The sequence below is a fragment of the Pseudolabrys taiwanensis genome (assembly GCF_003367395.1).
GTDB classification, from domain to species: domain Bacteria; phylum Pseudomonadota; class Alphaproteobacteria; order Rhizobiales; family Xanthobacteraceae; genus Pseudolabrys; species Pseudolabrys taiwanensis.
The window spans coordinates 4,647,771-4,665,663 of sequence record NZ_CP031417.1 but is presented as its reverse complement, the minus strand read 5'-3'; the positions used below and the strand labels follow the sequence as shown (position 1 = coordinate 4,665,663).

Annotated in this window: 19 protein-coding genes; 2 read left to right on the top strand and 17 right to left on the bottom strand. The window is 63.6% G+C overall.

The features are described 5' to 3' along the window. Positions 1-99: 99 nt before the first annotated feature. From DW352_RS22210 to DW352_RS22200, 3 genes are read right to left on the bottom strand one after another with little or no spacing between them, the layout of a single operon-like run. The gene (locus DW352_RS22210) at positions 100-960 is read right to left on the bottom strand and encodes an SGNH/GDSL hydrolase family protein (protein WP_162827128.1); all 861 of its coding nucleotides are present in this window, start codon (positions 958-960) and stop codon (positions 100-102) included. 21 nt (positions 961-981) lie between these two features. Continuing rightward, complete coding sequence (locus tag DW352_RS22205) at positions 982-1,695, bottom strand: SGNH/GDSL hydrolase family protein (RefSeq protein WP_162827127.1); 714 nt, start codon at positions 1,693-1,695, stop codon at positions 982-984. Between the two features lie 50 nt (positions 1,696-1,745). Next, a complete protein-coding gene (locus DW352_RS22200; RefSeq protein WP_115693374.1) occupies positions 1,746-2,900 on the bottom strand; it encodes an OpgC family protein in 1,155 nt (384 codons plus the stop codon). Positions 2,901-2,992: 92 nt separating this feature from the next. Here DW352_RS22200 and apaG point away from each other — a divergent pair, with 92 nt between their 5' ends. Further along, positions 2,993-3,385, top strand: a complete 393-nt coding sequence (apaG, locus tag DW352_RS22195; protein ID WP_115693373.1) for a Co2+/Mg2+ efflux protein ApaG — start codon at positions 2,993-2,995, stop codon at positions 3,383-3,385. Positions 3,386-3,395: 10 nt separating this feature from the next. Here apaG and DW352_RS22190 read toward each other — a convergent pair whose 3' ends face one another. From DW352_RS22190 to DW352_RS22175, 4 genes are all read right to left on the bottom strand, one after another. Next, positions 3,396-4,097, bottom strand: coding sequence for a hypothetical protein (locus tag DW352_RS22190; protein ID WP_115693372.1), 702 nt, complete (start codon positions 4,095-4,097; stop codon positions 3,396-3,398). 22 nt (positions 4,098-4,119) lie between these two features. Further along, the gene (locus DW352_RS22185; RefSeq protein ID WP_115693371.1) at positions 4,120-5,133 is read right to left on the bottom strand and encodes an Hsp33 family molecular chaperone; all 1,014 of its coding nucleotides are present in this window, start codon (positions 5,131-5,133) and stop codon (positions 4,120-4,122) included. A gap of 174 nt (positions 5,134-5,307) precedes the next feature. Beyond that, positions 5,308-6,234: an ornithine carbamoyltransferase gene (argF, locus tag DW352_RS22180; RefSeq protein ID WP_115693370.1), complete on the bottom strand. Its 927-nt coding sequence runs from the start codon at positions 6,232-6,234 to the stop codon at positions 5,308-5,310. Next, on the bottom strand, positions 6,234-7,439 hold the full coding sequence (locus DW352_RS22175) for an aspartate aminotransferase family protein (protein ID WP_210209878.1): 1,206 nt from the start codon (positions 7,437-7,439) through the stop codon (positions 6,234-6,236). The genes argF and DW352_RS22175 overlap by 1 nt, the downstream gene beginning before the upstream one ends. A 429-nt stretch (positions 7,440-7,868) precedes the next feature. Here DW352_RS22175 and DW352_RS22170 point away from each other — a divergent pair, with 429 nt between their 5' ends. Next, complete coding sequence (locus DW352_RS22170; protein WP_115693369.1) at positions 7,869-8,357, top strand: GcrA family cell cycle regulator; 489 nt, start codon at positions 7,869-7,871, stop codon at positions 8,355-8,357. Between the two features lie 193 nt (positions 8,358-8,550). On the opposite strand, the gene phoB is transcribed toward DW352_RS22170, so the two are convergent. The 10 genes from phoB to DW352_RS22120 all read right to left on the bottom strand — a co-directional run bounded on the left by phoB (position 8,551) and on the right by DW352_RS22120 (position 17,888). Next, on the bottom strand, positions 8,551-9,252 hold the full coding sequence (phoB, locus tag DW352_RS22165; RefSeq protein ID WP_115693368.1) for a phosphate regulon transcriptional regulator PhoB: 702 nt from the start codon (positions 9,250-9,252) through the stop codon (positions 8,551-8,553). A 15-nt stretch (positions 9,253-9,267) separates the two neighbouring features. Beyond that, positions 9,268-9,990 carry a phosphate signaling complex protein PhoU gene (phoU, locus tag DW352_RS22160; protein WP_115693367.1) on the bottom strand — a complete coding sequence of 241 codons (723 nt, stop codon included), beginning with the start codon at positions 9,988-9,990 and terminating at the stop codon, positions 9,268-9,270. Positions 9,991-10,021: 31 nt separating this feature from the next. Continuing rightward, the gene (gene pstB, locus DW352_RS22155) at positions 10,022-10,840 is read right to left on the bottom strand and encodes a phosphate ABC transporter ATP-binding protein PstB (protein WP_115693366.1); all 819 of its coding nucleotides are present in this window, start codon (positions 10,838-10,840) and stop codon (positions 10,022-10,024) included. Further along, on the bottom strand, positions 10,837-11,673 hold the full coding sequence (pstA, locus tag DW352_RS22150; protein WP_115693365.1) for a phosphate ABC transporter permease PstA: 837 nt from the start codon (positions 11,671-11,673) through the stop codon (positions 10,837-10,839). Before pstA ends, pstB begins: the two co-directional genes overlap by 4 nt. 4 nt (positions 11,674-11,677) lie before the next feature. Further along, positions 11,678-12,592, bottom strand: a complete 915-nt coding sequence (gene pstC / locus DW352_RS22145) for a phosphate ABC transporter permease subunit PstC (RefSeq protein WP_115693364.1) — start codon at positions 12,590-12,592, stop codon at positions 11,678-11,680. 238 nt (positions 12,593-12,830) lie between these two features. Further along, complete coding sequence (pstS, locus tag DW352_RS22140; protein ID WP_425374619.1) at positions 12,831-13,868, bottom strand: phosphate ABC transporter substrate-binding protein PstS; 1,038 nt, start codon at positions 13,866-13,868, stop codon at positions 12,831-12,833. A 252-nt stretch (positions 13,869-14,120) separates the two neighbouring features. Continuing rightward, the gene (locus DW352_RS22135; RefSeq protein ID WP_115693362.1) at positions 14,121-15,335 is read right to left on the bottom strand and encodes an ATP-binding protein; all 1,215 of its coding nucleotides are present in this window, start codon (positions 15,333-15,335) and stop codon (positions 14,121-14,123) included. Positions 15,336-15,338: 3 nt separating this feature from the next. After that, the gene (locus DW352_RS22130; RefSeq protein WP_115693361.1) at positions 15,339-16,391 is read right to left on the bottom strand and encodes a putative bifunctional lysylphosphatidylglycerol flippase/synthetase; all 1,053 of its coding nucleotides are present in this window, start codon (positions 16,389-16,391) and stop codon (positions 15,339-15,341) included. Positions 16,392-16,707: 316 nt separating this feature from the next. Continuing rightward, a complete protein-coding gene (locus DW352_RS22125; protein WP_342634882.1) occupies positions 16,708-17,559 on the bottom strand; it encodes an SDR family oxidoreductase in 852 nt (283 codons plus the stop codon). Positions 17,560-17,630: 71 nt separating this feature from the next. Then, the gene (locus tag DW352_RS22120; protein WP_115693359.1) at positions 17,631-17,888 is read right to left on the bottom strand and encodes a hypothetical protein; all 258 of its coding nucleotides are present in this window, start codon (positions 17,886-17,888) and stop codon (positions 17,631-17,633) included. Positions 17,889-17,893 lie beyond the last annotated feature (5 nt).

The following is a 17,893-nucleotide window of genomic DNA, read 5'->3' as shown; positions in this document are numbered from 1 at the left end:
TCGCAGGCGCGCGCTGGCGGCGATCCACACCCGAAAAACTATGGCGTCCGACGGTGCGGCTTCCGGGGCAGGCTTTCAGCCAGGCCCCGGCGTGACGGTTTATCGGGAGGAACGGACCGTGGCCGCCTGCACCGGGCGCTGTGCCGCTTCGGCGATCACATCGGCGAGACCTTTGGCCATACAGGCATAGCTCCAATCGTTCAGGTGCAGCCCGTCAGGTGAGACGAAGGTGTCGAAGCTCAGATGGTCGACCTGATACCAACGCTTCATCAACTCGTAGCGACGGAACAGATCGATATTCTCCTGCTTCGCGGTCAGCGCCAAAAACTCGACCATGCGCTCGGCATCCGGCTTGGCGATCACGCGGGGCACGTATTGCGGATCGATCAGCACGACGTCGGCGCCGATGGCGCGAATCTGTCTCAGGCCGTCGCGAATGAGAGACCCGTGGGCGCCGATCTGCTGATCGCGCATCACGGAATTGGTGCCAAGCTGCCAAAGCACCAGATCGGGCTTCAATGCCACAACGTCCGTGCCGAAGCGCTTGAGCATGTCGCCAATCTCTTCGCCGTTGACGCCGCGATTGAGCACGGTCAGCGTATGGCCCCGAAAGTGCGCCTTAAGCGCGGCCTCCAATTGGCTCGGATAGCTCTTGGCGGGCGAGCTCGCGCCGGCACCCGCCGTCGACGACGAGCCGATAGCCACGACCGTAATCGGGTCAGTGGTTGTCAGCCGATGCTGAAGTCGCTTCAGCGGACTCGCGAGACGGAGGAGATCGAAGGGGTTGTTGCACCGCGGCACGGCGGTGCCCGCCCAGGCGGCGAACGGAAACAAACCTGCAATGAGCGCGGCGGTCAGCGGCCGAACCGCGCGACGAAAAAGGGCATGCCTTAACAAGCGGCGTACTCCTGGCCCCCGGCGATGAGACTCACACTGCACAATCAGCCGGAAGAGCTTCAAGAGCAGCCCCTTTCTAGGGGATCACTTGTCAGGCGCCGGCGCGGGCGGCGCCTCCGGTTTCGCTGCGGCCACGATCAGGTCCGCCAGCAACCGCCCAATGCAATCATGAACACGCCCCGCTATGTCAAGTTTTTTAGTCGCGGAGTATAAATCAAAGGTTCCCAGATCGCCCCAAAGCTTCATCACGCTGAAACGATCGAACAAGGGGACTTCCCGCTGCACTGCAACCCAGCGAAGGGTTTCGCCGTACGAGCCAAGGGCGATCATCGCATCGGTGCGGGGACTGTACTGGGAGTTGACCAGGACCACGTCGGCACCAGCGGCCCGCGCCTTGGCTATGCCTTTGCCAAGGGCTTGGCTGAACTCATCTTGGTCCACCCCCTGCATGGCGTCGACCGTGCCGGTTTGCCAGACAACCAATTCGGGTTTGGCTGCCGCAATATCCTCCGGCAGCACCTTGACCATCTCCAGCGCGGTCCGCCTCGCCTTCACATCGGTGGCGAGCGAAATTTCGACACCGGGAAATTTTTCGGCCAGGGCGGCACGCAGCCGTGCTGGATACGCGTTTTGCGCGCCATTCGGTCCTGGCAATAGCGAGGAGCCGGCTCCGACGACCAGGATGGACAGACGTTTGTTGGCGATCGCCTTGGTGACGCGCGGCAGCGGAATCCCGTTCTCGACCAGATGCTCGGCCACCCGGCATTCCGCGGGCATGTCGCCCACAGATTGAGCCATCGCCGCTCCTACCGGCAGCTGCAATGCCAGCAAAAGTAGTACTCGCCCGATCATGCGTCGCCCCCCGCGTAGCCCGGCCTGGTCGTTGGCGGACGCGGTCCCTGTCGCTCGACGCGCTTATACCACGAAAGCAGCGCCGCCGCGCCCACCATCACGAGGATGCCGATGAGGCTCACCACGAACTGGACGAGCACGCGGTTCGATACCTCGGTGAAGACGAAGTGCGCGGCAAAGGACAGGAACACACCGAGGCAGAACGTTTCGAGCGAATGCTGGCCACATACAACGGCTGGCCATAAGGCTTTGGAGCGCAATGCCGGCCAGTCACGCGGGACGAAATAGACCGTGATGATGGCGAGCGATAGAAAGTGGAGGATCCGCAAGACATCGAGGTTAGTCTTGTCGATCGGATAAATGAGGTCGCCGACCACTTCCGGCACGTACGAGCCAAGCCGTGGAAAATACCACGTCAGCGCGATAAGAAATGCGAACAGCAGATAAGCAACGGCAAGGCCCACCAGCACCGGCGAATTGATCCACCGCGTCAGATTTCGGGCGCCGCCGAGGGCGCACCAAGCACCGAACACGAACAGCAACTGCCAAGCCAGCGGGTTGAATACCCAGCTGCCGCTCGGATAGGCAGGAAAATTCCAATCGAACAACCATGTCAGCGTATACAGCACCGCGGATGCGATAAGCGCCAGCGACGGTGCACGCAGCAACAACCACAACACCGGCGCAAAGCCGGCCAGCAACACGATATAGAGCGGCAGCACGTCCATGTTCACCGGTTTGAACTTCAGCACCAGCGCCTGAAGGATCGTGACGTCGGGGTTCTTCAGAAAGTCGAGGACACCCATTTCTTCCGTGTAAAGCGGGTTGTCGAAGGAATGGGCGACATAGGAAATCTCGGCGAGATAGATCGCAAACAAGAAGACATGTGCGACGTAGATCTGCCAGGCGCGTTTGAGCACGCGTGCCCCTGCCACCATGATGCCATGCTCCTGCATGGCGCGGCCGTAAACGAACGCCGCAGTGTAGCCCGAGATGAAGACGAAGATCTCGGTCGCGTCGGAAAACCCATAGTTGCGGATAGTGATCCAGCTCACCGCGTTCGACGGAATATGGTCGAGGAAGATCAGCCAGAGGGCCAAACCGCGGAACAGATCAAGCCGCAGGTCGCGTTCGGTCTTAACCGGAGCCATGGACGCCGTTTCTTTCGTGCGAGCTTTCGGTCATAATCCAGGCGCGGGTCGCGAGAGCAACAGCCGCCGTAAAGTAGCAGGATTCTAGATAGATGTATCGCGCGGTTACCCGCAAGATCGAGGTCACAGTGACGCCCCGCTTCGTTTCGGAGCGGTCGTCGCCCAGCAACGGTTATTACTTTTGGGCCTATACGATCGACATTACAAATCTTGGTGATGAAACTGTCCAACTCAAGACACGCCATTGGCGCATCACCGATGCAACCGGTCGCCTGCAGGAAGTCAAAGGCCCCGGCGTCGTGGGCGAGGAACCGGTGCTCAAGCCCGGCGAGTCATACGAATACACAAGCGGCGTGCCCCTGCCGACCCCATCCGGCTTCATGGTCGGCAGCTACGGCATGGTGACGGCCGACGGAGAACGATTCGACATCGAGATCCCAGCCTTCTCGCTCGATTCAAGCTACGCAGAGCGCACGATCAACTGAAGCACGACGGTCACGGCAAACAGCCCTTGAAGCGCTCGAGCGCCTGATGCGGCAGAATGGCGAGCACGGCACCGCTTTCGGCAAAGCGCTGGAGACTAATGAGCTGCGGCTCGGGCAAAGCGACGCAGCCGCCAGTTCCTTTATTATTCGGCGTCCACAGATGGACGAAAATGCACGAGCCACCGCGCGCCGCGCGGCTGGTGGGATAATCCACCAGGAGGCCATGCCGGTAGTAGGGCACGCGCGCCATGTTCTCGCCATGCACCTCGCTGCCGATGCGCGCACGCGAGGTAATGGTGTTGTAGGCAGGAGATGACGCGTCGTCGACGCAGACGGTATCGGCGCGTATCCGCAGTTGGTCCTGGCGTAACGACGGCGTAAATCCGAAGCTCGCACCGAGACGATAGAAGCCGATCGGCGCGCGCTTGTCGCCTTCGGTCTTGATCGGCTCGCCGGGCCGCGCCATGCGGCGAAACGCATATCCCCATGCGACGCCGTTGCGGCCGATCAGCGCCGTTGTCGGGCCTCCGTCTGCCAGCCACGGCGATTGAAGTGAGGCGCGGGTAAAGCGTTGCAGGCTTGCCGTGCTGCTTGCAAGCGTCGTGGCTGTCACCAGAACAAGTTTATGGGCGGCGGCGAGCGGTGCCGGACAACTTTCCGCACTTGCGGCGGCGGGCGCGATCACCAGCAGAGCGGCGAGAATCGGGCGCATGCCGCCATGCTAGCACGCGCCGTCAGCTTTCGTTGGCGCCCACATCGGCGGGCGCGAACTCGTAATTCGCGCTGCAGAACTCGCAGGTAACGGAGATCTTGCCGTTCTCGACCATGTGATCGCGGTCATCCTGCGAGAAGCTTTTGAGCATGCTCTCCACGGCGTCACGCGAGCAGGAGCATTCCGCGCGCACATCAGTGGCCTCGAACACGCGCACGCCCGGCTCGTGGAAGAGCCGATAGACGAGGCGCTCGCTCGACAGTTCAGGATCGATCAGTTCGACGTCCTCGACAGTCGACACCAGCGCGCGGCCTTCGACCCAGGACTCGTCCTCCACGACGGCATGCGCCTCGACGCCTTCCGGCGCATCGCCAGGATGAAGGTCGGCGACGCGCGCGCGGTCCGCTGACTTCGGCAGGAACTGAAGCATGATACCGCCGGCGCGCCAGCGATGCGTGGCACCGCCCTCGCGCGCGCGCAGTTCCTCCGCGACGGCAAGCCGGACGCGGGTCGGAATCTGTTCGGAGCGCAGGAAATACTCGTGCGCGGCATCCTCCAGGCTGCCGCCATTGAGGGCCACGAGCCCTTGATAGCGGCTCATATCGGGCCCCTGGTCGATGGTCATCGCGAGATGGCCGTCGCCGAGCAACGTACCGGCATCGGTCTTGCCCGCGGCAATAGCCTCGGCAACGCGATCCTGATCGAAGCGCGCGCAGGCGCGCACCTTGTTGGGCGCCATGAAATCGACCACCAGCATCCGCACCGGGCCATCGGCCTGCGTCTGCAAAATGAAGCGGCCCTCGATCTTGAGGGCCGAACCGAGCATCACCGTGAGCACCAAGGCTTCACCGAGAAGTTTGGCCACGGGTTGCGGGTAGGCGTGTTTCTCGAGGATCTCGTCCACCACGGGGCCGAGACGGACCACGCGGCCGCGCAGATCGAGGCTAGAAACCTCGAACGGCAGCACGGCATCGTCCACGGTGGCAGCGGACGGTGCCCGGGTCGGGATCGCTGAATAGTCGCTCATGTCGGTCATGACGTCTTATGTAGCGCACGAGCGCCGAATTTCGAGTCCTGAGATCTCGGTCGTCCCGTCCGGCTTTATGCCGGGCGTCCACGTCTTCTTAGCGACAGCAGTGTGGCTGGCCGGGCACATTACGGCCGCGCCGCCGGACGGCAGCGCGGGTGGATCCGCTGTAACGCCGCTCTCTCAGGCGTCGGCGTGCAGGCACCAGGCGAGGAGGCCCTTCTGCGCGTGCAGACGGTTCTCGGCCTCGTCGAACACCACGGACTGCGGCCCGTCGATCACCTCGTCGGTGACTTCCTCGCCGCGATGCGCCGGCAGGCAGTGCATGAATAACGCGTCCGGCTTCGCCTTGGCCATCAGGCTGGCATTGACCTGATAGCGCTTGAGGATGTTGTGGCGGTGCTTGGCCTCGCGATCGCCCATCGATACCCAGGTGTCGGTGAAGACGCAGTCGGCATCCTTCACCGCCGCTTCCGGATCATCGCCGATCTCGATCGCCGCCTTGGAGGACTTCACCCAGTCCATCAGCCACTTCTTCGGCTTGAGTTCCGGCGGGGTCGCGACGCGCAGACGGAAGTCGAAGCGTTCCGCAGCGTGCATCAGCGAGGCGCAGACATTGTTGGCGTCGCCCGACCAAGCCAGGGTGCGCCCCTGGATGGGGCCGCGATGCTCGACATAGGTCATGATGTCGGCCAGCACCTGGCAGGGATGCGACCGGCGCGTCAGCCCGTTGATCACCGGCACCGTCGCATAGCGCGCGATCTCCGCGACCGCCTCGTGATCGAGCGTGCGGATCATGATGGCGTCGACGAAGCGCGACAGGACGCGCGCGGTGTCGGCGAGCGTCTCGCCGCGTCCGAGCTGCATCTCCTGAGCGGTCAGCATGATCGCCTCGCCGCCGAGCTGGCGCATGGCGACGTCGAAGGACACGCGCGTGCGCGTCGACGGCTTGTCGAAGATCATCGCCAGCGTCTTGCCCTCGAGCGGCGCGCGACGCACGCCTTTGGCACGCTCGGCCTTCATCGCACGGCTCTTGTCGATGAGCCCATGCAGGACCGGCTTCGGAATATCAATCAGATCAAGGAAATGCCGCACGTCGTTGCCAGACATCAGGCGGCTCCCTTGGCGGGAGCGTGGGCCTGCGCCAGCCGCTGGCAGGCGCGATCGATGGCGTCGACTGCGAACGCAATCTCTTCGTCGCCGATGATCAGCGGCGGCAGGAGGCGCAGGACGTTGTCGCCGGCGGCCGGCGCCACCATCTTCTCGGCCCGCAGCGCATCCACCATTTCGGCGACCGGCGGCACCAAACGCAGGCCGATCAGCAGGCCTTCGTTGCGCACCTCGGCGATCACGGAGGCGTGGCGATCCTTCAGCTCGGCGAGCCGCTGCTTCAGCTTGAGCGTCTTTTGCTTGACGCCCTCGAGGAAGCCATCGGCCATCACCTCGTCGAGCACCGCGTTGGCGACTGCAACGGCGAGCGGGTTGCCGCCGAAGGTCGAGCCGTGTGTGCCCGGGGTCATGCCCTTGGCCGCTTCCGCCGTGCCGAGGAAAGCACCAATGGGGAAACCGCCGCCGAGAGCCTTGGCCAGCGTCATGATGTCGGGCTCCACGCCCGAGAGCTGATACGAGAACAGCGCGCCGGTGCGGCCGATGCCGGTCTGGATCTCGTCGAAGATCAACAGGAGACCGTGCTGGTCGCACAGCTCGCGCAGCGCCCGCAGGAAGGAATGCGGCACGACGCGCACGCCGCCCTCGCCCATCACCGGCTCGATGAGGATGCCGGCGGTTGCCGGACCGATGGCCTTCTTGACCGCCTCGATGTCGTTGTAAGGCACCTGGTCGAAGCCTTCGACCGGCGGGCCGAAGCCTTCAAGATACTTCTTGTTGCCGGTCGCGGCGAGCGCCGCCAGCGTGCGGCCGTGGAACGCGCCTTCGAACGTAATGATGCGGAACCGCTCGGGCCGACCCGATACGGCGTGATACTTGCGCGCCATCTTGATGGCGCCTTCCATGGCCTCGGTGCCGGAGTTGCAGAAGAACGCAAAGTCAGCAAAGGAGGCCGCGCACAAGCGATCGGCCAGCCGTTCCGCGCCGGGAACACGGTACAGATTGGACACGTGCCAGACCTTGTGCGCCTGCTCGGTCAGCGCCGCGATCAGCTTGGGATGGGCGTGACCGAGTGCATTGACGGCAACGCCCGAGGTGAAGTCGAGATAACGCTCGCCCGTAGCCGTATAAAGCCAAGCGCCCTCACCCCGCTCAAAAGCGAGATCGACGCGCGCGTAGGTCGGCAAAAGGTGCGAGGTCACGGCCAACTTCTTTCATCATCAGGCCGATCCTGCTCGGTATCGGCTGGATGTCTCCCCGCGCCGGTCGCCCGGGTTCGGGTGCATGCGCGGGCCAAAACGAAACGTGCCGCCTCGCCGGGCGGCACTGTTACGACGTATTTTATTGCCGGGCGGCTCCAAGTCAACCTTTTGGCGCCGAGCGATTCGCGGACTCAATTACGCCGCAAGCCCGGATTCTATTGGAAAACTGTTGGTAGCTGCGGTTTGGGCCCGCGCGGTGCTTGCACGCGAGTCACCCCATATTGTAGCGTTTTGGTCAAGTCAGTACGACATTTCGTACGGCGAGATAGATTTCTAGTTCATCCCTGGAGCGTACGCGTCCGGGTGCCCGCTTGGGGAGGCACCGGTCGTCGGGGATGGATTCTAACCAAGGCTAGGGCGCCTGGGAGAATACCGATGGGCTGGACGGACGAGAGGGTCGAACTTCTCAAGAAGCTGTGGTCGGACGGGCTTTCCGCCAGTCAGATCGCGGCCGAGCTTGGCGGCATCACCCGCAACGCGGTGATTGGCAAGGTGCATCGCCTGGGCCTCTCCGGCCGCGCCAAGAGCCCGTCCTCGGCCGCGCCGCGGCCGCGTAAAGCGCGCTCTTCCGGTCACATGCTGCGCGTTTCGCGGCCGGCAGTCCGCGGCAATACCGCGCTCGCTTACGAGTACGAGCCGGAGCCCGAGCCGGAACTGATCGAAATTCCGACGGAGCAGCGCAAGACGTTGCTGCAGCTCAACGAGCATACCTGCCGCTGGCCGGTGGGTGATCCGGGCGCGTCGGACTTCTTCTTCTGCGGCGGCGACACCTCGAACGAACAACCTTACTGCTCGTTCCACTGCCGCGTGGCCTATCAGCCGGCCAATGATCGCCGACGTGAGAAGCGGGCATTCAGAGGCTGAGCGCAATCAACCGATCACGAAAAAGGCCGGGCGCACTGCCCGGCCTTTTTGTTTTTGCTTTCTTATCCTTCCCTGAAAGGGGAGGGTCCGGCGCGCAGCGCCGGGGGTGAGTAACGTCGCAATTGAAAGCGACCCCCACCCGGCTCGCTTCGCTCGCCACCCTCCCCGCGAGCGGGGGAGGGATAAGCGCGCACTAGTTCATCCGCCCGAAGCGGTCGTCGAGCGCGTAGCCGGCGCCGCGCACGGTCCGTATCGGATCGGCGGCTTGGCCACGATTGATCGCCTTGCGCAGACGGCCGACATGGACGTCGACGGTCCGCTCATCGATGTAGATGTCCGAACCCCAGACGCCGTCGAGCAACTGCTCGCGCGAGAACACGCGACCCGGACGCTCCATTAGGAACTCGAGCAGGCGATACTCGGTCGGGCCGAGATCGATCGCACGGCCCGAACGCGAGACGCGTTTCTTTTCACGGTCGAGCTCGAGATCGCCGATGGTCAACACGTTGGCGACCCGCTCTGGATTGGCCCGGCGCAGCAGCGCGCGCACACGCGCAAGCAGTTCCGGCACCGAGAACGGTTTGACGATATAATCGTCGGCGCCGGTCGCCAGACCGCGCACCTTCTCGCTCTCCTCGCCTCGCGCGGTGAGCATGATGATGGGCAATTGCCGTGTTTCGGGGCGGGCCCGCAGACGACGGCAAAGCTCGATGCCGGAGAGGCCCGGCAGCATCCAATCGAGCACGACCAGGTCGGGGGTCGCTTCTTTCAGGCGGGTATCGGCCTCATCGCCGCGGGCGGCGGTTTCGACCTCGTATCCCTCCGCTTCGAGATTATAGCGGAGGAGCATCGTCAGCGGCTCCTCGTCTTCGACGATCAGGATGCGGGCGCTCATCTTATGGTCTCGCGGTTACTCCCCCGCCGCACGCAACGCCGGGATGGTCGTGGTGTCGCCCTTCGGCCGCTTGTCGGCAATCGGGCGCCCTTCGATGATGTAATGCACGGTCTCGGCGATGTTGGTGGCGTGATCGCCCATGCGTTCGATATTCTTCGCGCAGAACATCAGGTGGATGCAGAAGGTGATGTTGCGCGGGTCTTCCATCATATAGGTGAGCAGCTCACGGAACACCGAGGTGCACACCGCGTCGATCTCTTCATCGCCGCGCCACACCGACAGCGCCTTGCTGATGTCGCGGCGCACATAAGCATCGAGCACCGTCTTGAGCTGCTCGAGCAGTAGATCGGTCATGTGCTCGACGCCGCGGATCAGCTTCGGCGGGGGAAATTCCGCATTCAGCGCAATGACGCGTTTGGCAATGTTCTTGGCGAGATCGCCGATACGCTCCAGATCGTTGGCAAGGCGCAACGCGCCAACGATCTCGCGCAGGTCGACCGCCATCGGCTGACGACGTGCGATGGTGAGAACCGCCTTTTCCTCGATCTCGTGCTGCAGTTTATCGATGCTGGTGTCGGCCTCGGTGATGCGCTGCGCCAGCGCGGTGTCGCGCCGGGCCAGAGCGGCAACGGCTTCGGCCACCTGCTTTTCGGCAAGTCCGCCCATCTCGGCAACCATGCGGGACAAGTCCTGCAAGTCGGAATCGAAGGCTTTCGCGGTATGTTGCTGGTCGGTCATTTGTCGTTGTCCTTCGCGCTCTTGTCGCGCGCTAGCCGAAGCGGCCGGTGATATAATCCTGAGTGCGACGATCGGTCGGGGTCGTGAAGATCTTGGTGGTCTCGTCGAATTCGACCATTTCGCCGAGATACATGAAGGCCGTGAAGTCGGAGACGCGCGCCGCCTGCTGCATATTGTGGGTGACGATCGCGATCGTGTAATCGTCCTTGAGCTCGTCGATCAGCTCTTCGATCTTGGCCGTCGAGATGGGATCAAGCGCCGAGCACGGCTCGTCGAAGAGGATCACCTCGGGGCGCACGGCGACCGTGCGGGCAATGCACAGACGTTGTTGCTGGCCGCCCGACAGCGATTGTCCGTTGGCGTTGAGCTTGTCCTTGACCTCGTTCCACAGCGCGGCCCGCTCAAGGGCGCTCTTGACGCGGTCGTCGAGCTCCGACTTAGACAGCTTCTCATAAAGCCGGATGCCGAAGGCGATGTTCTCGTAGATCGTCATCGGAAACGGCGTCGGCTTCTGGAACACCATGCCGACCTTCGCGCGCAGCAGGTTGAGATCCTGCGACGGCGCCAGGATATCTTCGTTATCCAAGCGGACGTGACCAGCGGCGCGCTGGTTCGGATAGAGATCGTACATGCGGTTCAGGATTCGCAGCAGCGTGGACTTGCCGCAGCCGGACGGACCGATGAACGCCGTGACCTTACCCTTATAGAGCGGCACGTTGATATTCTTCAGCGCACGATGCTCGCCATAGAAGAAGTCGAGATCGCGCACGGAGATCTTCTCCGTCAAACCTTCGACGTTGATCGGCGCATTGTTGACGGTCGGAACGGTGAACGATGCTACGCTGTTCATGACTTTCTCTGTGCCGCGAGGGAACGTGCGGTGATGCTAAGCGCCAGCACCGCCAGGGTGATGATGAGAGCGCCGGTCCACGCCAGTTCCTGCCAGTCCTTGTAGGGACTCAGCGCAAACTGGAAGATCACGACCGGCAGGCTGGCCACCGGCGCATTCATGTTCATGCTCCAGAACTGATTGTTGAGCGCGGTGAACAACAGCGGAGCGGTTTCGCCGGAGATGCGCGCCACGGCTAGCAGCACGCCGGTGACCATGCCGGCGCGCGCGGCGCGGTAGGCGACTTTCTTGATCATCAGCGAACGCGGCAAACCGATCGAGGCGGCTGCTTCGCGCAGCGTGTCGGGCACGAGAGTCAGCATGTCCTCGGTCGTGCGAACCACCACCGGCACCACGATGACGGCGAGGGCGATGGCCCCGGCCCAGCCGGAGAAGTGGCCCATCTGCGCCACGACGATCTCATAGACGAACAGACCGACGACGATCGACGGAGCGCTGAGCAGGATGTCGTTGATGAAACGCACCACTGCGGTGAGTTTATCGTAGCGCCCGTACTCCGCCATGTACGTGCCGGCGAGCATGCCCAGCGGCGTACCGATCACGACCGCGATGACGGTCATGATCAGGCTGCCCATGATCGGGTTTAGCAGACCACCGGCCGCGCCAGGCGGCGGCGTCATCTCGGTGAAGACGCGCAGGGACAGGCCGCTGAAGCCTTCCCAGAGCAGGACCGCAAGGATCAGCACCAACCAAGCAAGGCCGAAGAGGGTTGCGGCGATCGCAAGGCCGACGGCCAACTTGTTGCGGGCGCGGCGGGTGTCGTAAAGCGCCATGGCGTTAGCCTCCCACCTTGGCATTGAGGCGCATCAGCATCAGTCGCGCGAAGGCGAGAACGATGAAGGTGATGACGAAGAGGATCAGACCGAGCGCGATCAGCGAGGAGGTGTAGAGATCGCCGACGGCCTCGGTGAATTCGTTGGCGATGGTCGCCGAGATCGTCGTGCCCGGCGCCAGGATCGAGCCGGATATGTGGTGGGCATTGCCGATGACGAAGGTCACCGCCATGGTTTCGCCGAGCGCACGGCCAAGGCCGAGCATGACGCCGCCGATGACGCCGACGCGGGTATAGGGCAGCACGACGTAACGGGCGACTTCCCAGGTGGTGCATCCGAGGCCGTAGGCCGCTTCTTTCAACACCGGCGGCACCGCCTCGAACACGTCACGCGAGATCGAGGTGATGAAGGGCAACACCATGATGGCGAGGATCAGACCGGCGGTCAGCACGCCGATGCCGTAAGGCGGGCCGGCGAACAGCGTCGACAGCACCGGAACGTTGCCGAACACCTCGATCAGGAACGGCTGCACATATTGCTGTAGGAAAGGGGCGAACACGAACAGGCCCCAGATGCCGTAGATGATGCTGGGGATGCCGGCGAGCAACTCGATGGCGATGCCGATCGGGCGGCGCAGCCACATCGGGCACAGCTCGGTCAGGAACATCGCGATGAACAGACCGACCGGAACCGCGATCAGCATGGCGATGACCGAAGTGACGATGGTGCCGTAGATCGGCGCGATCGCGCCGAAGCGCTCCGTCACCGGGTTCCAGGACTCATCGACCAGGAAGGTCAGACCGAACGCACGCAGCGCCGGCCACGAGCCGTAAACCAACGAAATAATGATACCACTGAGAATGATCAGAACGGTAATGGCCGCGGCACGCGTCAGACCGCGGAACACCGCGTCACTCATGCGCAGGCGTTGAAGAACCTTAGCCCGATCGACCTGCTGGGCCACGCTGGCAGCCCCGCCCTGTAACGCAACGTCCACCACGGGTCCCCTCCGGGATGATTGCACGCGGGCTCTCCTTCGGCTTGCACTGCGTCAGGGAGCCACTCAACCGACCTTGCGGCCGTAAGACAAGCCACCTCTGGCGAGGCGGTGAGAAAGGGAGAGGCACCCATGGCGCCCCTCCCCAACTTTCCTTGGATTAGAACAGCGACTTACCGCTGGCGTCCTTGATGTCGGACTTCCAGGTAGCCTCGATGTCCTTCACGACATTGGCCGGCATCGGCACGTAGTCGAGTTCTTCAGCCATCTTGCCGCCGTTCTTGTAGGCCCAAGCGAAGAACTTGAGCGCTTCGGTGGTGGCGGCAGCGTCGGCCGGCTTCTTGTAGACGAGGATCCACGTCGCCGCGGTCATCGGCCAGGACTTGTCGCCCGGCTGGTTGGCGAGGATCACGCCGTAGCCCGGCTGCGACTTCCAGTCGGCGTTGGCAGCCGCGGCCTGGAACGCTTCCGAGGTCGGCGACACGGTCTTGCCGCCCTTGTTGACCATCTTGGTGAAGGTCAGCTTGTTCTGCAGCGCGTAGGCGTACTCGACGTAGCCGATCGAGCCCTTGGTGTTGCCGACGTTGTTGGCGACGCCTTCGTTGCCCTTGGCGCCGATACCGGCAGGCCATTGCACCGCGGTGTTGGTGCCGACCTTCGACTTCCAGTCGGGGCTGACGTCCGACAGGTAGTAGGTGAAGTTGAAGGTGGTGCCCGACCCGTCCGAACGGTGAACGAGGGCGATCGCCTGCTTCGGCAGCTTGGCGTTCGGGTTCAGCTTGGCGATCGCGGCGTCGTCCCAGGACTTGATGTCGCCGAGGAAGATCTTGGCCAGCGTCGGGCCGTCGAGCACGAGGTCACCCGGCTTCACGCCGTCGAGGTTCACGACCGGCACGATGCCGCCCATCACCATCGGGAACTGCGAAAGGCCGGCCTCGTCGAGCTCCTTGCCCGGCAGCGGCGCGTCGGAAGCGCCGAACGTCACGGTCTTGGCCTTGATCTGCTTGATGCCGCCGCCGGAGCCGATCGACTGATAGTTCAGACCGTTGCCGGTCTCCTTCTTATAGGCATCCGCCCACTTGGCGTAGACCGGATAAGGGAAGGTCGCGCCGGCGCCCGAAATGTCGGCGGCGCTCGCCGGTACGAAGGCGGCGGCGGCAAGGAAGCCGGCGGCTGCCAGTGCGGTCCAATGTTTCACGGGTTTTCTCCATGTTGACGGCCAGAGACGCGCACGGAGCCGAACGCCCCATGACACCCTCGTTGCGCCCAACCTCGGGCGGCCGCTGTTGCTCAAAAATACGCTCTCCGTGCGTGCCTCAGAGGGCTTTGTCATTGCGCGAGCGCAAGCCGTTCCGAGATCGCGGGGCCAGCCATAGGCATCGCCCGTCACCGTTCTATGAACTTTAGATGACAGTACGATGACGTATCAAGTATATGATTTAACTAGATTTTATCCGCCGATGACGGACTCGGCGGTGCGCAAGGGCAGGTGCATTGTAAAACTCGCTCCCTGGCCCAAAGTGCTCTCGATCGACAGTCTGCCGCCATGGCGATTGAGCACATGTTTGACCAAGGCGAGGCCCAAACCGGTGCCGCCTTGCTGGCGGCTGTCCGCCACGTCGACCCGATAGAAGCGCTCGGTCAGCCGCGGGAGATGCTCCGGCGCGATGCCGGGACCGTAATCACGCACCGACAAGCGCGCCTCCGGCGCGCCGGCCCGGGTCTGGCCGGGCGCCAGCGTAATATCGACCCGCTTTCCGGCCGCGCCGTATTTGAGCGCGTTCTCGACCAGGTTCTCGAGCGCCCGGATGAGCTCGTCACGATCGCCGAGCACAATCACCGGCGCCTCCGGGGTCGCGACCTTGATCTCGACCTCACGGTCGCGGGCGAGGGTCTGCAAGCCGTCGACCACCTGCCGCACGATCACGGCAAGATCGACCGGCGTGCTGGGCTGCAAGTGCGCGTTCAGCTCTATGCGCGACAGCGACAACAGATCGTCGATCAGCCGCGCCATGCGGGTGGCCTGCGCCTGCATGATGCCGAGGAACTTCTCACGCGCCACGGCGTCGGATCTGGCCGGCCCCTGCAAGGTTTCGATGAAGCCGAGTAGCGCGGCGAGCGGTGTACGCAATTCGTGGCTCGCATTGGCAACGAAGTCGGCGCGCATTTCCTCAACCCGGCGCAGCGGCGTCAGGTCGTTAAACGTCAGCAGCAGAATGTCGGGCCGGCTGTCCGCCCCCCCAGCAAGCTTTACCGGCGTGACAAAAGCTTCAAACCAGCGGTCGAGCGGTACGCGCTCGAAAAATTCGACGCGTTGCGGCTCGCGCCGTTTGCCAGCCCGGCGAATGGCGTCGACCAGTTCGGGCATGCGCAGCGAAATCAGCGCCGGCTCGCCCCGGCGCAGAACAGGAGCGATCGATGTCGCCGCGCTGTTGAAGGCGATGACGCGGCTATCCCGATCCAGCACGATGGCTGGGCCGGGCAGGCCACCGATCAGCGACTCGATGAGTGGCGCCTGCGCATGGAAAGAGCCATTTGCCAAAGGCGGAATGGCGCCGGTCCCGTTGTCGATCGGCGTGCCGCGCAATACTTTCCAAGCCTGACGCAATCGGCCCGGCCAATTCGAGCGCGGCGCGCGACTGAGCGCTTCGTCATTCACGGCCATGGCTTAAACGGCATCGGTCTTTTCGGGCTCGAACTCGCTGCGCATAGGCTCGCTCGCATGTACCGATTTCAATTCAGGCTTGCGGCGCGCGCCATGCGTACTGAGCCAGAACTCGCGAATGCCAAGAATGACGAGCGCCACCGCGAACGGCACGAGATAATACAGCAACCGGAACAGGAGCAAGCCGGCCAGCAGATCTTCCTTGTCGAACTCCCACAGCGCCACAAGCATCGCGGCGTCGAACACGCCGAGACCGCCGGGCGCATGGCTGGCGAAGCCGAGCAACGTCGCCGAAACAAAGACGACGGCCAGGGTGACGAAACCGATTTGCGGCTCGGCCGGGATCAGCATGTACATGGCCAAGGCGCAGAAGCCGAGATCGAAGATGCCGATCACGATTTGCAGCAGGGTGTTCGGCCCGCTGGGCAGATGCACTTTCCAACCGCCTTTGCCGATCTCGCGCGGCGCGGTCCACACCCAGGCGACGTAAGAGCCAAGCACCGCCAAGATGCCGCAGGCGATGATGCGGTTGAGCCAGGCTGGAAGCTGGGTGATCGGCTCGGCGGCGTGCGGCGTGATAGCGACGCTCAGGCCAAGCACGGTGGCGTTGCCGAGCCAGAAGGTCAGACCGGCGACGAAACAGATTTTGGCAACGTCGACGGCATCCAGGCCGTAGGCGGAATAGATCCGGTAACGCACTGCGCCGCCGGTGAAGACCGTCGCACCGACATTGTGACCGACCGAATAGCTCGTGAATCCGGCCATCGCCGCAATGCGATACGGCACGTCGGCCTTGCCGATCGTGCGCAAGGCAAACAGGTCGTAGAACGTCAGCGTGAAATAGCCTAGGGCAACGAAAAGCGCGGCGAGCGCAATGTGCCGGCCTTCAACGGCTTTCAGCGCGTTGTAGACCTCGTTGACCTGGATATCGCGCAGCATGTGGAAGAGCACATACGCGGCGATGCCGATAATGGCGGCGCTGAGCACGACACCGATACGATTCCAGCCGATCGTCACCTGAAAAAAACGCGCCACCGCGCGCAACGCATCGAGCATCGTTCCTCCGGACTGGCGCCCCGGCCAACTGGCCTGCCCCCACAGCGCCATGCGCCATCGACGGCGCACCCATCCGCCCCCACTAGCAGAACTCCATGCTGCACGCGAGAGCGCCGGGTGCCGCTCACGGTGCTATGGCAAACACGGCCCGAATGAGGCCGGATACTGCAGGGGCCCGTGGCCGCGCCACGAAATCCCGGAAATGCGCTTTTTTGTCGCCTAGAGCGCCGGACATGGGCGGTCTCGCCAGACCGCCACGCAACCATGACAGTCTGACGAAGGGGATATTGCGCGAGGATGTCCGTCCCCACCCTGCTCAGATGGCGGTCACCGTCGTACCACCGTCGACGACGAGTGTTTGGCCGGTTACGAAGCTCGCGGCATCGGAACATAGGAACGCCGCGGCACCGGCGATCTCGTGCGGCTGCCCCCACCGGCCGAGCGCCGTGCGGGCCGCAAGCCGTGGCCCCACCTCCGCATTGTTCACGATACCTAGATTGGTTTCGGTGGCAAAAAAGCCGGGCGATATGGCGTTGACGGTAATGCCATGCGGCCCGACTTCGGCGGCGAGGGAGTGCGTCAGCGCCTCGAGCCCGCCTTTCGAGGCGACGTAAGCCGCGTCCGGCAAAATCGCCATGCGCGCCGCGATAGACGTCACATTGATGATACGGCCGTGCCGCCGTGGGATCATAACCTGCGCGGCGGCGCGCGCGAGCCACATCGCGCCGATGAGATTGGCTTCGATCTGCTCTCGGATCTCGGCGAGAGACAAATCGAGCAGGCCCTTGCGATTGCGCGTACCGACATTGTTGACGAAGCCGTCGAGACGGCCATGCGCCGCGGCAACCGCAGCAATGGCCGCGGCCGCGCGATCGAGATCCGTGACATCAAAGACCGCGGCAGAGGCCCTACCGCCCTCACCACGGATGGCCGCCGCGGCACCTTCGGCGCGTCCGCTATCCCGGCCATTGACGACAACATGGCCGCCGCAGCGCGCCAACAGCCGGGCCATCTCGAAACCAAGACCGCGCGTCGCGCCTGTCAGAAGCACGACCCGCCCAGTGAGGTCGAAAGGGTTAGAGGTGCTAGCGCTCATGTCCGATCGTTCCTTGCTCGGCGCTCCTGTCACAATTGACCCGCGGCGGAGTGTCAAGGGAAGCCCGGCCATGCGCAAATGACGAGAGCCCCGGCTCCGCCTTACGCGAAGCCAGGGCCATCAATAGTCACTGAGCGATCCGATCAGTCGCAGACCAGCACGCGGCGGAATTTCTTGCCGTAGGGCGTGAAGACCACACGGCGCACATAGTAGCAGTCGCCGCCGGCGGCATAGACCGGCGCACCGTAGAAGCCGAAGCCGCCGCCGTGCCAACCGTGATGATGATGCCAATGCGGGCCCTTAAACTTCGGGCCGGGGCCGGCCGAGGCGGCGGTGGGGGCAAGCGCGGCGGCGCCGAGAGCGGCGGTGGCAGCGAGGGCGATGGTAAGCTTGCGGAACATGGCGT